The sequence below is a fragment of the Streptomyces sp. NPDC039609 genome (assembly GCF_055596705.1).
The window spans coordinates 352,834-366,613 of the sequence record NZ_JBVIUJ010000006.1 but is presented as its reverse complement, the minus strand read 5'-3'; the positions used below and the strand labels follow the sequence as shown (position 1 = coordinate 366,613).

14 protein-coding genes are annotated in these 13,780 nt (G+C 73.4%); 11 read left to right on the top strand and 3 right to left on the bottom strand.

From position 1 onward, the window contains the following. Window positions 1-93: 93 nt before the first annotated feature. Complete coding sequence (locus ACZ561_RS19975; RefSeq protein ID WP_470996640.1) at window positions 94-849, bottom strand: hypothetical protein; 756 nt, start codon at window positions 847-849, stop codon at window positions 94-96. 379 nt (window positions 850-1,228) lie between these two features. Between ACZ561_RS19975 and ACZ561_RS19970 the strand changes: the two genes are divergently transcribed. Together ACZ561_RS19970 and mycP are read left to right on the top strand one after the other, a co-directional pair. Further along, complete coding sequence (locus tag ACZ561_RS19970; protein ID WP_470996638.1) at window positions 1,229-2,107, top strand: hypothetical protein; 879 nt, start codon at window positions 1,229-1,231, stop codon at window positions 2,105-2,107. Continuing rightward, window positions 2,104-3,285 carry a type VII secretion-associated serine protease mycosin gene (gene mycP, locus ACZ561_RS19965; RefSeq protein ID WP_470996635.1) on the top strand — a complete coding sequence of 394 codons (1,182 nt, stop codon included), beginning with the start codon at window positions 2,104-2,106 and terminating at the stop codon, window positions 3,283-3,285. The genes ACZ561_RS19970 and mycP overlap by 4 nt, the downstream gene beginning before the upstream one ends. Here mycP and ACZ561_RS19960 read toward each other — a convergent pair. Then, a complete protein-coding gene (locus ACZ561_RS19960) occupies window positions 3,260-4,114 on the bottom strand; it encodes a serine hydrolase (RefSeq protein WP_470996632.1) in 855 nt (284 codons plus the stop codon). The two genes, mycP and ACZ561_RS19960, sit on opposite strands and share 26 nt — an antisense overlap. 95 nt (window positions 4,115-4,209) lie before the next feature. On the opposite strand from ACZ561_RS19960, the gene ACZ561_RS19955 reads away from it, so the two are divergent. Then, the gene (locus tag ACZ561_RS19955; RefSeq protein WP_470996629.1) at window positions 4,210-4,953 is read left to right on the top strand and encodes an SseB family protein; all 744 of its coding nucleotides are present in this window, start codon (window positions 4,210-4,212) and stop codon (window positions 4,951-4,953) included. 119 nt (window positions 4,954-5,072) lie between these two features. Here ACZ561_RS19955 and ACZ561_RS19950 read toward each other — a convergent pair whose 3' ends face one another. Continuing rightward, a complete protein-coding gene (locus ACZ561_RS19950; protein WP_329122634.1) occupies window positions 5,073-5,435 on the bottom strand; it encodes a DUF1844 domain-containing protein in 363 nt (120 codons plus the stop codon). 308 nt (window positions 5,436-5,743) lie between these two features. Here ACZ561_RS19950 and infC point away from each other — a divergent pair, with 308 nt between their 5' ends. The 8 genes from infC (at window position 5,744) to ACZ561_RS19910 (ending at window position 13,750) form a co-directional block, all read left to right on the top strand. Further along, window positions 5,744-6,469, top strand: a complete 726-nt coding sequence (gene infC / locus ACZ561_RS19945) for a translation initiation factor IF-3 (protein ID WP_470996626.1) — start codon at window positions 5,744-5,746, stop codon at window positions 6,467-6,469. Between the two features lie 125 nt (window positions 6,470-6,594). Then, window positions 6,595-6,789 carry a 50S ribosomal protein L35 gene (rpmI, locus tag ACZ561_RS19940; protein ID WP_019884943.1) on the top strand — a complete coding sequence of 65 codons (195 nt, stop codon included), beginning with the start codon at window positions 6,595-6,597 and terminating at the stop codon, window positions 6,787-6,789. Window positions 6,790-6,896: 107 nt separating this feature from the next. Then, window positions 6,897-7,283, top strand: a complete 387-nt coding sequence (rplT, locus tag ACZ561_RS19935; RefSeq protein WP_043227974.1) for a 50S ribosomal protein L20 — start codon at window positions 6,897-6,899, stop codon at window positions 7,281-7,283. 120 nt (window positions 7,284-7,403) lie between these two features. Further along, a complete protein-coding gene (locus ACZ561_RS19930) occupies window positions 7,404-8,243 on the top strand; it encodes a TrmH family RNA methyltransferase (protein WP_376434532.1) in 840 nt (279 codons plus the stop codon). A gap of 82 nt (window positions 8,244-8,325) precedes the next feature. Continuing rightward, complete coding sequence (locus ACZ561_RS19925; protein WP_470996623.1) at window positions 8,326-9,474, top strand: sensor histidine kinase; 1,149 nt, start codon at window positions 8,326-8,328, stop codon at window positions 9,472-9,474. Between the two features lie 135 nt (window positions 9,475-9,609). Continuing rightward, window positions 9,610-10,737, top strand: a complete 1,128-nt coding sequence (pheS, locus tag ACZ561_RS19920) for a phenylalanine--tRNA ligase subunit alpha (protein ID WP_376434536.1) — start codon at window positions 9,610-9,612, stop codon at window positions 10,735-10,737. Further along, window positions 10,737-13,265, top strand: coding sequence for a phenylalanine--tRNA ligase subunit beta (gene pheT, locus ACZ561_RS19915; RefSeq protein WP_470996620.1), 2,529 nt, complete (start codon window positions 10,737-10,739; stop codon window positions 13,263-13,265). The genes pheS and pheT overlap by 1 nt, the downstream gene beginning before the upstream one ends. 155 nt (window positions 13,266-13,420) lie before the next feature. Beyond that, window positions 13,421-13,750 (top strand): hypothetical protein, encoded by a 330-nt coding sequence (locus ACZ561_RS19910; RefSeq protein ID WP_470996617.1) that lies wholly within the window; start codon window positions 13,421-13,423, stop codon window positions 13,748-13,750. The last annotated feature ends 30 nt before the right edge of the window (window positions 13,751-13,780 follow it).

Sequence of the window (13,780 nt, the reverse complement as noted above, 5' to 3'; positions counted from 1 at the left end):
AGCTTGCCAGACCGGTTTACGGGTGGGTAGCCCCCGGGGTTCCCGTGCCGCGGGGAACAGCCCGTAGAGTGGCGGGCATTGCCGGGGCAGGCATCACAACGGGACGACCAGGGGGACGGGGATGAGCACCGACGCGCACCACCCCACGTCGTCCCGCATCACCGACGCCCTGCTCCCACCCACGACGACCGGCCCGAGCCCCGACGCCGGAAGCACCCCCGTGACGCCCGGCATCCCGGGCCGGCCCGCCGCCGCGCCGGCCGCGAGCGCACCCCACCCGCACACCGCCCCGCCGCGGCCGGACCGGCCGCCGACCGCCCCGACCGCCCCGGCCGCCCCGGCCGGCTCGGCCGGCTCGGCTCCGGTGGCGCCCGGCGCCGGGCGGTCCACCCCGGCCCCGCCGACGGGTGCCTCCGCCGTGCCTCCGCGTACCGCGCCCGTGGCGGCTGCCACGGCTCCGGCGACGCCGGGCGCCGGACACGCAGCCCGTACCGTCCCGCCGCGGCCGGCGACGGCCCCGCCAGCGGTCCCGGTGGGCCCGAGCACGCCGATGGACGGCTCCGGCGCGCCTCGGCGTACGTCGTCCATGCCGGCCGCCCCGGGCGCTGGACACACCGCCGCTGCCCCGCCGCGGCCGGCGGCCGCCCCGCCTGCGGTCCCGGTGGGCCCGAGTACGCCGATGGACGGCTCCGGCGCGCCTCGGCGTACGTCGTCCATGCCGGCCGCCCCGGGCGCCGGACACGCAGCCCGTACCGTCCCGCCGCGGCCGGCGGCCGCCCCGCCTGCGGTCCCGGTGGGCCCGAGCACGCCGATGGACGGCTCCGGCGCGTCTCGGCGTACGTCGTCCATGCCGGCCGCCCCGGGCGCTGGACACACCGCCGCTGCCCCGCCGCGGCCGGCGGCCGCCCCGCCCATAGCGCCCGTGGGCCGTCCCACCCCCGCCGGCGGCGCCCCCGGTGTGCCTCCGCAGCAGCCCATGGCCGTTCCGCGTACCGCGCCCACCGCCGGTAGCGGCCACCGACCGCCCGGCGCCGTCCCCTCCCCGCGCCCCGTGGGCCCCGCGCCCGCCTCCGATCTGCCCGCGGTCGAGACGACCACCCGCCTCCGGCCCATCCGCGCCACCGAGCCCTCACGCCCCGTGCCTCCCCGGTCCGCGTCCGCGCACCCCGTGCCTCCCCGGTCCGCGTCCGCGCACCCCGTGCCTCCCCGGTCCGCGTCCGCGCACGCCGTGCCTTCCAGGCCCGAGCCCCTGCGCTCAGAGCCCCCGCGCCACCACCACGCCGCGTACCGCCCCTTCACGGTGCCGCCCGAGACGCCCGTCGAGACCACCACCCGGCTGCGGCCCATCCGTGAGCGGCGGACCGGGCCGGTCGTCGCCGCCGGGGTCTGTCTCGTCCTCGGGGTCGGGCTCATCGGCGGGGCCGTCGCCGGAGCCGTGCTCGCCGCCACCGACGCCGGAACAGCCGCCGAACCCGCGGGGTACGAGCAGGCCAAGGGCCTGTGGCACGACGTCCCCGTCGACACCCTCTTCCCCCGTACCCTCGCCGGCCCCGGCGCCGGCCCCGGCGCCGCCGACCGCACCTGGACACGGGTCGTCGTCGCGGCCGACGCGCCCTGCTCGGCCGCCGTCCTGCAGAAGAGCCTGCTCACGGCCGTGCAGGCGGTCGGCTGCGACCGCGTCCTGCGGGCCACCTACACCGACGCCACCGCCAGCAGCGTCGTCACCGTCGGACTCGTCTTCACCCAGGCCGAGCCCGAAGCCACCCGTTCCCTCGCCGACGAGGGAGCCGCGCGGATCGCCGCCGACGTCCCCCCGGCGCTCGCCGCCCCCGGTACCGTCGCCGCCCGCTTCGGCGCCGCGCAGCGCGCCAGTTGGTTCACGCGCCCCCTCGCCGACCTCCCCGTCGTCGTCACCGCCGTCTCCGGCTTCGCCGACGGCCGCCCCGTCGCCGCCCCCGAGCCCGCCGGACGCGCCATGGCCGCCGAACAGAGCAGCGCCCCCGCCCAGGCCGGCCTCGGCCACGAGGCCAAGGGCGTCGCCGACCGCGTCGAACGCGGACTGCGCGCCGCACTCGCCGCGGCAGCGAAGAAGGACGACGACCAGTGAACCGTCGCCGTGCCCTCGCGGCCGTCCTCGCCACCGCCTTCGCCGTCCTCCCCGCCACCACCACCCCCGCGTACGCCGACACCATCCGCGCGCGCCAGTGGGGCCTCGAAGCCATGCACACCACCGAGGCGTGGCGAACCACCAAGGGCGAGGGCATCACCGTCGCCGTCCTCGACACCGGTGTCGACGCCGACCACCCCGACCTCGCCGGCTCGGTCCTCGACGGCAAGGACCTCGTCGGTTTCGGCGCCGAGCGGGGCGAGAGCACCTGGGCCGTTCACGGCACAGCCATGGCCGGCATCATCGCCGGACACGGCCACGGCCCGGGCCGCCAGGACGGCGTCCTCGGCATCGCGCCGAAGGTCGAGATCCTGCCCGTCCGGGTCATCCTCGAAGGCACCGACAAGGCGCGTGACAAGGCGCGCAAGACCCGGGGCACCGCACTCGCCGAAGGCATCCGCTGGGCCACGGACCACGGCGCCGACGTCATCAACCTCTCCCTCGGCGACGACTCCAAGTCCGCCCATGCCGACGCCGGCGAGGACGCGGCCGTCCAGTACGCCCTCTCCAAGGGCGTCTCCGTGGTCGCCTCGGCCGGCAACGGGGGCGAGAAGGGCGACCACATCTCGTACCCGGCCGCCTACCCCGGCGTCATCGCCGTCACCGCCGTCGACCGCTTCGGCACTCGCGCATCCTTCTCCACCCGCCGGTGGTACGCCACCGTCAGCGCCCCCGGCGTCGACATCGTCATGGCCAACCCCGACCGCCGCTACTACGAGGGCTGGGGCACCAGCGCCGCCGCCGCCTTCGTCTCCGGCGCCGTGGCGCTGGTCCGCGCAGCCCACCCGGAGCTGACCCCCGCCCAGGTCAAGCAGCTCCTCATCGACACCGCCCGCAACCGGCCCAAGGACGGCCGCAGCGACGCCAAGGGGTACGGCACCGTCGACCCGGCAGCCGCGATCGAGGCCGGTCTCAAGCTCAAGGGCGGCGACCCCAAGAGCGCCACCTCCGGCTACGCCGGCCGGTACTTCGGCCCCGGACCGCAGGCCGCCCCCGACGACGGCAGGCCGATCGGCCTGCTCGCCCCCACCGCCGGCGGCCTCGGCGCGCTGCTGCTCGCCGCCGCGGTCGTCCTCTGGCGCGGAAGCCGCGCTACAGGACCGCGCCCACCGCGCTGACCGCCGCACGGGCCGCGTCCTCCACGAGCCCGATCCCGGCCTCCTTCGTGGAGTGCCCGTCGGACACCACCGCCACCAGGTAGACCCGTCCGTCGGCCGTCACCCGTCCCACGCTGTTGATGTCCCACCTGCCGGTCGTCTCCCGCGGCAGCCACCCGTTCTTCAGCGCCGGCCCGTCGCCTGCCGCGGACACTCCCCAGTCCTGCCCGGCGACCACGGACTCCATCAGCTCCGTGGCGTACGCGCGGGACTCCGCTTCCAGCGGCGAATCCGTTCCGAACACGGCAGCCAGCAGGGTCAGTCGGTCGGCCGCCGTGGTCTGGGTCAGCCCCCATGCCGCGGCCCCGGTCGTCTCCGAGAGCCCGAGCCGCGCGTTCGCCGCGTCGAGCCCCTCGGCCCCGCCGATGGTCTGCCAGAGAGTGGTCGCCGACGCGTTGTCACTGCGCCCGATCATCGCGGCGGCGGCCGTCCGCTCCGCCGCGGTCGGCTCCCGTCCCTCGTCCTGCGCGCGAAGCAGCAGGGCCGCGAGGATGTCGAGCTTCACGACGCTGGCGGTGTCGTACGTCCGTCCCGCACCGCCGTACGCGGCCGAGCGCCCGGTCTCGAGATCGAGCACCCCGACCGACAAGGACGCGTCGCTCGTGGCGACGACGGGGCCGACCGCCTCCATGAGGACGGCGTCGAGATCCACTTCCACGGTCACGGTGGCCTTCTCCTCCATGGTGGGCCGCGAGGCGGTCGGAACGGGATCGGCCGGGCGCACGGCGGGCGCGCACAGGGCGGCCGCCGCGAGCACGACGGCCGGCAGGGCGAGACGTGGACGGGGCATGGGCGGGACGCTGGGAACGCCGCCTGGGTGTGGCCTGTGCGTGAGCCGTCGACCCGCTGGGAAAGCGGCCCGGGAGCGGCGGTTAGGCTCGGTACGTGGCGCTCAAGAACATCCCTGACCCAGGTTTCTCCGACGACGACGGTACCGCCGACCCGCGGCTCGCCGCGGCCCTCGCGGCCTGGGCGGAGGACAGAACCGCCCACGGCCCCGTCCTGGAGGCCCTGCGGGACGCGCGCCTGCTCGTCCCCATCGTGGCCGTCCTCGGCGAGGTCGAGGAAGACCCCGAGACGGGTCTTCGCCGCGAGAAGACCAGCGACATGGCCGTGCCCACGCTCACCGCGGGCGACCGGCGGGCGCTGCCCGCGTTCACCTCGATCGCCTCGCTCGCGCTGTGGGACCCGGCCGCCCGGCCCGTCGCCGTTCCCCTGCACCAGGCGCTGCAGGCCGCCGCGCACGAGAAGGCCGACACCGTCGTCCTCGACCTGGCGGGACCCGTTCCGTACCAGCTGAGCGGCCCCGTGCTGCTGGCCCTCGCGGAGGGCCGCACCAGCGCGGACCCGCTGGACGACCCGGCGGTACGGGAGGCGGTGCGGAACGCGGTCGCCGCCGAGCCCGCGGTCCTGCGCGCCCATCTCGGCCCCGGCAGCGCGGACGGCACCCTCGCGCTCGTCCTGGCCGACGCCGCCGCCCCCGCGGAGGCCGCGCAGCGGGTTGCCCGTTCCCTGGCCGCCGACGAAACACTGAGGGCCCGCCTGGTGCGCGGCCTCGACCTGGCACTCCTGCCGGCCACGGCCACGCCTCCGGGCGAGCCCTTCTACGTACGAGAGAACGCGTCGTAGCGTCGTCCCGGTGCCACGGTCTCGACGGCCTGGCCGTACACCGGCCCGGTGGCTGCGTTCGTCCGGGGGGCGACCCCCGTACCCCCGCGGGCCGGTCGTCCCGGCGCCGTCTCGACGTTCTAGCCGTACACCGGCCCCGTGTACTTCTCGCCCGGTCCCTGGCCCGGCTCGTCCGGGATGAGGGAGGCCTCGCGGAAGGCCAGCTGCAGGGACTTCAGGCCGTCCCGCAGCGGCGCCGCGTGGAAGGAGCTGATCTCCGTCGCGCCGGCGTCGAGGAGGCCCGCCAGGGCGTGGACCAGCTTCCGCGCCTCGTCGAGGTCCTTGTGCTTCTCGCCGTCCTCGGTGAGGCCCAGCTTCACCGCGGCGGCGCTCATCAGGTTCACCGCGACGGTCACGATGACCTCGACCGCGGGGACCTCCGCGATGTCACGGGTCATGTCGTCGAAGTCGGGGGACTCGGGGGAGTGGGGCGTCTCGCTCATGCCCACACGATAAGCCGGGCGGCCCTTCCTCCCACCCGTCGGCCTCGGTTAGCGAACCCGGGCAGTCGGTGCTAACCTTGTGTAACGACCGGCCGGACACGTGTGTGCCCGGCCCACAAGTGGAGGCTCCGATCTCCCACCTGGCCGCCCTCGCGGGCGGCGGGTCACCGGTCAGGTGGCGCCCATCGTTCCGTACGGACGATGGAGCCACCCGATGTGCGCCCCGCGGTTCACCGCGGCGGTGCTCCGGTATTTCCGTGGAGCCCCGCCTGTGTCCCGTCCGGGGCGTTTTTCATATCCCGGCGCGGTTGGTCTCACTGAAACAGACATACGCGTCCGTCCGCCAGGCGGTCGCGTGGTGCTACCGAGGAGGATCCATCAGCGCCGAGCCCCGCATCAACGACCGGATTCGCGTTCCCGAGGTGCGACTTGTCGGTCCCAGCGGCGAGCAGGTCGGGATTGTTCCGCTTGCCAAGGCCCTGGAGCTCGCACAGGAGTACGACCTCGACCTGGTCGAGGTCGCGGCGAACGCCCGTCCGCCCGTGTGCAAGCTCATGGACTACGGGAAGTTCAAGTACGAGTCGGCCATGAAGGCCCGTGAGGCGCGCAAGAACCAGGCGCACACGGTCATCAAGGAGATGAAGCTCCGGCCGAAGATCGACCCGCACGACTACGACACCAAGAAGGGTCACGTCGTCCGGTTCCTCAAGCAGGGCGACAAGGTCAAGATCACGATCATGTTCCGTGGTCGTGAGCAGTCCCGCCCCGAGCTTGGTTTCCGGCTGCTGCAGCGGCTGGCTTCGGACGTCGAGGAGCTTGGCTTCATCGAGTCCAACCCGAAGCAGGACGGCCGGAACATGATCATGGTTCTTGGCCCGCACAAGAAGAAGACCGAGGCCATGGCCGAGGCGCGTGAGGCCCAGGCCGCGCGCAAGGCGGAGCGTCAGGGCGTTTCGTCCGACGAGACCGCCGAGGCTCCGGTCGAGGAGGCTTCGGCCGAGGCTTCCGCCGAGGCCGAGAACCCCGAGGCGTGACCCGAGGGGCTGTCACCCAGACAGCCCCGGGCCTCGCCCGGAACCACCAAACGAAGAACTGACGCTCCCGTATGTCCGGTGTTCGCACCGGGAGGGAGCGCCACTGACGAGGAGAGAACGGCGCGATGCCGAAGAACAAGACGCACTCCGGTGCCAAGAAGCGCTTCAAGATCACCGGCTCCGGCAAGGTGCTGCGCGAGCGCGCCGGCAAGCGCCACCTGCTCGAGCACAAGTCGTCCAAGCTGACGCGTCGCCTCACCGGCAACGCCGAGATGGCCCCGGGCGACGCGGCCAAGATCAAGAAGATGCTGGGCATCTGAGCTTGATCTCCCGCCCTCGGCGACGAGGGCATCCGGCCAAGTCCGGGACCCATCCGTTTTCCGGGTCGTGTGAGTACCACCGCGACCCCGCTACAAGGAGTTAAGAAGTGGCACGCGTCAAGCGGGCAGTCAACGCCCACAAGAAGCGCCGGGCGATCCTCGAGGCGGCCTCCGGCTACCGCGGTCAGCGTTCGCGCCTGTACCGCAAGGCCAAGGAGCAGGTCACCCACTCCCTGGTCTACAACTACAACGACCGCAAGAAGCGCAAGGGCGACTTCCGTCAGCTGTGGATCCAGCGCATCAACGCCGCTGCCCGCCAGAACGGCATGACGTACAACCGCCTCATCCAGGGTCTGAAGGCCGCCAACATCGAGGTGGACCGCAAGATCCTCGCCGAGCTGGCCGTCAACGACTCCAACGCGTTCGCCGCGCTGGTCGAGGTCGCGCAGAAGGCCCTTCCGGCCGACGTCAACGCCCCGAAGGCCGCTGCCTGATCTCCAGGCCGCAGATCTTCTGCACCGGACCCGCAGGCCTTCGGGCCTGCGGGTCCGGTCGTGTTCGGAGCACACCAGCCCCTTCACCCGCCCGGACCCCCGAAAAGAGCCACCGACCCCATGGGTACCCCCGAGCTGATCTCCCCGCGTTCCCCGCGCGTCGTCGCCGCCAGGCGGCTCGCCAAGCGCAACTTCCGGGGCAAGGACCGCCTCTTCATCGCCGAGGGCCCGCAGGCCGTCCGCGAGGCCGTCGAGCACCGCAGCGGCACGGGTGAGCCCACCCTCGTCGAGCTCTTCACCACCGTCGAGGCCGCCGAGCGGTACGCCACGATCGTCGACGCCGCCCGCGCGGCCGGGGCCCGGGTCCACTTCGCCCCCGACGCCGTCCTCGCCGAGGTCTCCCAGACCGTCACCCCGCAGGGCCTCGTCGGCGTCTGCCGCTTCCTCGACTCGCCCTTCGAGGAGATCCTCGCCGCCAAGCCCAAGCTGGTCGCCGTCCTCGCGCACGTACGCGACCCGGGGAACGCCGGCACCGTGCTGCGCTGCGCCGACGCGGCCGGCGCCGACGCCGTCGTCCTCACCGACGCCTCCGTCGACCTGTACAACCCCAAGTCCGTCCGCGCCTCCGTAGGTTCCCTCTTCCATCTCCCGGTCGTCGTCGGCGTCCCGGTCGAGCAGGCCGTCGCCGGCCTGAAGAGCGCGGGCGTACGGATCCTCGCCGCCGACGGGGCCGGGGAGGACGACCTCGACGACGAGCTGGACGCCGGCACCATGGGCGGGCCCACCGCCTGGGTCTTCGGCAACGAGGCCTGGGGGCTCCCGGAGGAGACCCGCGCGCTCGCCGACGCGGTGGTGCGCGTACCGATCCACGGCAAGGCCGAGAGCCTCAACCTCGCGACGGCCGCCGCCGTGTGCCTGTACGCCTCCGCGCGTGCCCAGCGCCCCCGAACCTCCGCCTGAGGGGGTCCACTCGGCCACGTCCACCTAGTAGGGTGACGGGCTCGGGGGCCCACTGCGCTACACGGAGGGGTGGGGAACGGGGATGACGGTCGGCACGGACAGTCCCACACACGCACGGAGTGCCGAGCCGCCTGCCCCGGAGGACCCGGACGGGTCCTCCGGAACGGCACCCGACAGCCCCGGCATCGACCCCGACGACCTGCCCGACGGGCTCGTCGTCGCCGACGCCACGGGCCGGGTCGTCTGCTTCAACGCCGCCGCCAGCCGCATCACCTCCGTTCCCGGCGGTCAGGCCCTCGGCCTCCCGCTGGAGCAGGCGCTGCCCTTGGAGGACCTCAAGGGCCGCCGCTGGTGGAGCCTCACCGACCCGTACGGCGGGCTCGCCACCCGCCGCGGCCAGCCCGAGCGCAATCTGCTGCTGCCCGGCGGCCGTGAGGTCCTGGTCTCCGCCCGCTACATCCGCGAGCACCCCACCGGACCCGTCCGCCGCGTCGTCGTCTCGCTGCGCGGCACCGAGGCCCGGCGCCGTACGGAACGCAGCCACGCCGAGCTCATCGCCACCGTCGCCCACGAGCTGCGCTCGCCCCTGACCTCCGTCAAGGGCTTCACGGCGACCCTGCTCGCCAAGTGGGAGCGGTTCACCGACGACCAGAAGCGGCTGATGCTGGAGACCGTCGACGCCGACGCCAACCGCGTCACCCGGCTCATCGCCGAGCTCCTCGACATCTCCCGGATCGACTCCGGACGGCTCGAGGTCCGCCGCCAGCCCGTCGACATCGCCGCCGCCGTCGGCCGTCACATCCAGGCCCACACCACCGGCGGCCAGTCCCCGGACCGCTTCTTCGTACGGGTCCAGCCGCAGCTGCCCGATCTGTGGGCCGACCCCGACAAGGTCGACCAGGTCCTCGGCAACCTGCTGGAAAATGCGGTGCGCCACGGCGAGGGAACCGTCACCATCGAGGTGGCACCCACCTGCGCCACCACCGACGGAGAGAAGGGAACGGCGGTCACCGTGAGCGACGAAGGCCCCGGCATCCCCGAGGAGTCGATGGGCCGTGTCTTCACCCGTTTCTGGCGGGGGAGCAAGCGCGGTGGCACCGGACTCGGCCTCTACATCGTCAAGGGCATCGTCGAGGCCCACGGCGGCACGATCACCGTCGGCCGCGGTCCCCGCGGCGGCGCCGAGTTCCGATTTATCCTGCCCGTCGGCGCCCCGGCCTATCTCGCCTGACGAGATCACCAGCCGCCCCGGCCGCCCACGGGCTCATTCGCGTCCTCGCACCCCGTTAGACTCGACCTTTGGCACGTTTGCGCCCTTGTCGTCGAGCGGGGCCGCCCAGCCAGCCAAACGGAAGCACGGGAAGAGATGTCCGCACCCAATAAGTCGTACGACCCGGTCGAGGTCGAGGCCTTGAAACCGGAAGAGATCGAGCGCATGCGGGACGAGGCGCTCGCCGCCTTCGCCGCCGCGGGTGACCTCGACGCGCTCGCGCACGCGAAGGTCGCGCACACCGGTGGCACCTCGCCGCTCGCGCTGGCCAACCGCGAGATCGGCGCGCTGCCGCCGCAGGCCAAGGCCGCCGCCGGCAAGCTCGTGGGCCAGGCCCGCGGCGCCGTCTCCAAGGCCCTCGCCGCCCGCCAGGTCGAGCTCGAGGCCGAGCGCGACGCCCGCGTCCTGGTCGAGGAGGCGGTGGACGTCACCCTGCCGTACGACCGCGTACCGGCCGGCGCCCGCCACCCGCTGACCACGCTCATGGAGCGGGTCGCCGACGTCTTCGTCTCCATGGGGTACGAGGTCGCCGAGGGTCCCGAGGTCGAGGCGGAGTGGTTCAACTTCGACGCCCTCAACTTCGTCCCGGACCACCCGGCGCGCCAGATGCAGGACACCTTCTTCGTCCAGGGCCCCGAGGGCACCACCGGCGACGAGTCCGGTGTCGTGCTCCGGACGCACACCTCCCCGGTGCAGGCCCGCACGCTCATCGACCGGGAGCCCCCGGTCTACGTGGTGTGCCCCGGCCGCGTCTACCGGACCGACGAGCTCGACGCCACGCACACCCCGGTCTTCCACCAGATCGAGCTGCTCGCCGTCGACGAGGGCCTGACCATGGCGGACCTCAAGGGCACGCTGGACCACATGGTCCAGGCGCTCTTCGGGCCCGACATGAAGACCCGTCTCCGCCCGAACTTCTTCCCGTTCACCGAGCCGTCCGCCGAGATGGACATGCTCTGCTACGTCTGCCGCGGCGAGTCCGTCGGCAACCCGGACCGTCCCTGCCGCACCTGCGGCAGCGAGGGCTGGATCGAGCTCGGCGGCTGCGGCATGGTCAACCCCAAGGTGCTCGTCGCCTGCGGCGTCGACCCGGAGAAGTACAGCGGATTCGCCTTCGGGTTCGGCATCGAGCGGATGCTGATGTTCCGCCACAACGTCGAAGACATGCGAGACATGGTCGAGGGTGACGTCCGATTCACCCGGCCGTTCGGGATGGAGATCTGATGCGGGTCCCGCTTTCTTGGCTGCGGGAGTACGTCGACCTGCCGGCGACGGAGACCGGACGCGACGTCCAGGCCAAGCTCATTCCGGCAGGACTCGAGGTCGAGACCGTCGAGCAGCTCGGCGCCGGCCTGACCGGCCCGCTGGTCGTCGGCAAGGTCCTCACCATCGAGGAGCTGACGGAGTTCAAGAAGCCCATCCGCTTCTGCACCGTCGACGTCGGCCAGGCCAACGGCACCGGTGAGCCCCAGGAGATCATCTGCGGCGCCCGGAACTTCGCCGAGGGCGACAAGGTCGTCGTGGCGCTGCCCGGCGCCGTGCTCCCCGGTGACTTCCGGATCGCCGAGCGCAAGACGTACGGCCGGGTCTCCCGCGGCATGATCTGCTCCGGCGACGAGCTGGGCATGGGCGACGACGGCTCGCACGGCATCATCGTGCTGCCGCCCGAGCTCGAGATCGGTATCGACGCCACGAAGCTCCTGGAGCTGTACGACGAGGTCCTCGACATCGCCGTCACGCCCGACCGTGGCTACTGCCTCTCGATGCGCGGCATCGCCCGTGAGACCGCCATCGCGTACGGCCTGCCGCTGCGCGACCCGGCGCTCCTCGACGTGCCCGTGCCGAACTCCTACGGCTACCCGATCCAGGTCGCCGACCCGATCGGCTGCGACCGCTTCACGGCCCGTACGGTCGTCGGGGTCACCCCCGAGGCGCGCACCCCCATCTGGATGCAGCGCAGGCTCCAGAAGGCCGGCATGCGCACGGTCTCGCTCGCCGTGGACATCACCAACTACGTGATGCTGGAGCTCGGTCAGCCGCTGCACGCCTACGACCGCACCCGGCTCGACGGCCCCATCGGGGTCCGCCGTGCCGCCGCCGGAGAGACGATCACCACGCTCGACGGTGTCAAGCGCGTCCTCGACTCCGGGGACCTGCTGATCACCGACAACAGCGGCCCCATCGGCCTTGCCGGTGTGATGGGCGGCGCCCACACGGAGATCGCCGACCCGGTGATCGACCCCGAGACGGGCATCGTCACGGGCACCACCGAGGTCGTCATCGAGGCCGCGCACTTCGACGCGATCTCGATCGCCCGCACGGCCCGCCGGCACAGGCTGGCCTCCGAGGCGTCCAAGCGCTTCGAGCGCGGGGTCGACCCGCAGGCCGCGGCCGCCGCCGCGCAGCGCTGCGTCGACCTGCTCGTGCTGCTCGCGGGCGGCACGGCCGAGGCCGGTGTCACCGAGATCGTCGCCCCGTCCGCGCCCCGCACGGTCACCATGCCGGCGAACCACCCGGACAAGGTCGCGGGCGTCCACTACGGACGCGAGACCGTCGTCCGCCGCCTCCAGGAGATCGGCTGCGACGTCTACGGGCAGGACGAGCTCGTCGTCACCGTTCCGTCGTGGCGCCCCGACCTGTTCGTGCCGAACGACCTGGCCGAAGAGGTCATCCGCCTGGAGGGCTACGAGAACCTGCCCTCGACGCTGCCCAAGCCGCCCGCCGGGCGTGGCCTCACCGAGCGCCAGCGCACCCACCGCCGGGTCGGCCGCGCGCTGGCCGGCGCCGGTTACGTGGAGGCGCTGAACTACCCGTTCATCGGGGCTCAGGTCTTCGACCAGCTCGGCCTGGACGCGGACGACGCCCGCCGCCGCGTGGTCACGCTCGTCAACCCGCTCTCCGACGAGGAGCCCGCGCTCCGTACGACGCTGCTGCCGGGCCTGCTCGGCGCGCTGCGCCGCAACGACGGACGCGGCAGCCACGACCTGGCGCTCTTCGAGACCGGTCTGGTCTTCCGTCCGGGCGACCAGCCGGGTGTCGCGGTGCGACTGCCCGTCGACCGTCGCCCCACCGACGAGGAGATCGCCACGGTCAACGCCGCGCTGCCCGCGCAGCCGCGTCGTGTCGCCGTCGTCCTCGCCGGCGCCCGCGAGCAGGCCGGCTGGTGGGGCAAGGGCCGCCCGTCCGACTGGGCCGACGCCATCCAGGCGGCGCGCACGGTGGCCGCCGAGGCCGGTGTCGAGCTGATCGTCGGCGCCGACCAGCACGCCCCGTGGCACCCCGGCCGCTGCGCCGCGTTCCACGTGGTCGTGGACGGCGAGCAGGTCCTCGTCGGCCACGGCGGCGAGCTGCACCCGCGCGTCGTGAAGGCGCTCGGCCTGCCGGACCGCACCTGCGCGATGGAGCTGGACCTGGACCTGGTGGAGAAGGCGAGCGAGGGACCGCTGAAGGCCCCGAGCATCTCCTCCTTCCCGGTGGCCACCCAGGACGTCGCCCTGGTCGTCGACGCGGCGGTCCCCACCGCCACGGTCGAGGCCGCGCTGCGCGACGGCGCCGGTGAACTCCTCGAGTCCATCCGGCTGTTCGACGTGTACACGAGCGACCAGCTCGGCGAGGGCAAGAAGTCCCTGGCCTATGCGCTGAAGTTCCGTGCCACGGACCGCACCCTCACGGTCGACGAGGCCAGCGCCGCGCGCGACGCGGCCGTGGCCCTCGCGGCCGACCGCACGGGCGCGGTGCTGCGCGGCGCCTGAACGCGCTGACCCCAGGAGGGGGCCGGACCGGTGACCACCGGGCCGGCCCCCTTCGGCGTTCGCCCTCGATGCCCTTGCGCGTTCCCCCGGGTGCCTCGGCCTGACAAGCCCGCGCTCGGATCAAGCGGGCCGACCTCTCCCGCGCCGGCGTCGAGATGGTCCCGGAACGGACCCTCGGTGTGCGCGACGGGCTGCCGGTCCTCGACGGGGGCCGTGTGCTCGACGTCGCCAACGTCGTCTGGTGCACCGGCTTCCGGCAGGACCTCTCCTGGATCGACATCCCGGTCACGGACGACGACGGCCGGCCGCTCGAGGAACGCGGCGTGGTGTCCTCGTCGCCCGGGCTGTACTTCGTCGGCCTGGCCTTCCAGTACGCCTTCGCGTCGATGCTCATCGGTGGCGCCGGCAGGGACGCGGAGTACGTCGTCCGGCACCTCGCGGGAAACGCCGTGCACCACAGGCCGAAGGCGAAGGTCCTTGCGTAGGGGTGCTTCGTGGACACGACGACGGACACG

What these genes read in the sequence shown, in the direction of transcription:
- ACZ561_RS19975 (WP_470996640.1), bottom strand. Translation starts at nt 849, where the DNA reads ATGGACGACGTACGCCGAGACGCGCCGGAGCCGTCCATCGGCGTGCTC.
- ACZ561_RS19960 (WP_470996632.1), bottom strand. Translation starts at nt 4,114, where the DNA reads ATGCCCCGTCCACGTCTCGCCCTGCCGGCCGTCGTGCTCGCGGCGGCC.
- ACZ561_RS19950 (WP_329122634.1), bottom strand. Translation starts at nt 5,435, where the DNA reads ATGAGCGAGACGCCCCACTCCCCCGAGTCCCCCGACTTCGACGACATG.
- rpmI (WP_019884943.1), top strand. Translation starts at nt 6,595, where the DNA reads ATGCCGAAGAACAAGACGCACTCCGGTGCCAAGAAGCGCTTCAAGATC.
- ACZ561_RS19930 (WP_376434532.1), top strand. Translation starts at nt 7,404, where the DNA reads ATGGGTACCCCCGAGCTGATCTCCCCGCGTTCCCCGCGCGTCGTCGCC.
- ACZ561_RS19925 (WP_470996623.1), top strand. Translation starts at nt 8,326, where the DNA reads ATGACGGTCGGCACGGACAGTCCCACACACGCACGGAGTGCCGAGCCG.
- pheS (WP_376434536.1), top strand. Translation starts at nt 9,610, where the DNA reads ATGTCCGCACCCAATAAGTCGTACGACCCGGTCGAGGTCGAGGCCTTG.
- pheT (WP_470996620.1), top strand. Translation starts at nt 10,737, where the DNA reads ATGCGGGTCCCGCTTTCTTGGCTGCGGGAGTACGTCGACCTGCCGGCG.
- ACZ561_RS19910 (WP_470996617.1), top strand. Translation starts at nt 13,421, where the DNA reads ATGGTCCCGGAACGGACCCTCGGTGTGCGCGACGGGCTGCCGGTCCTC.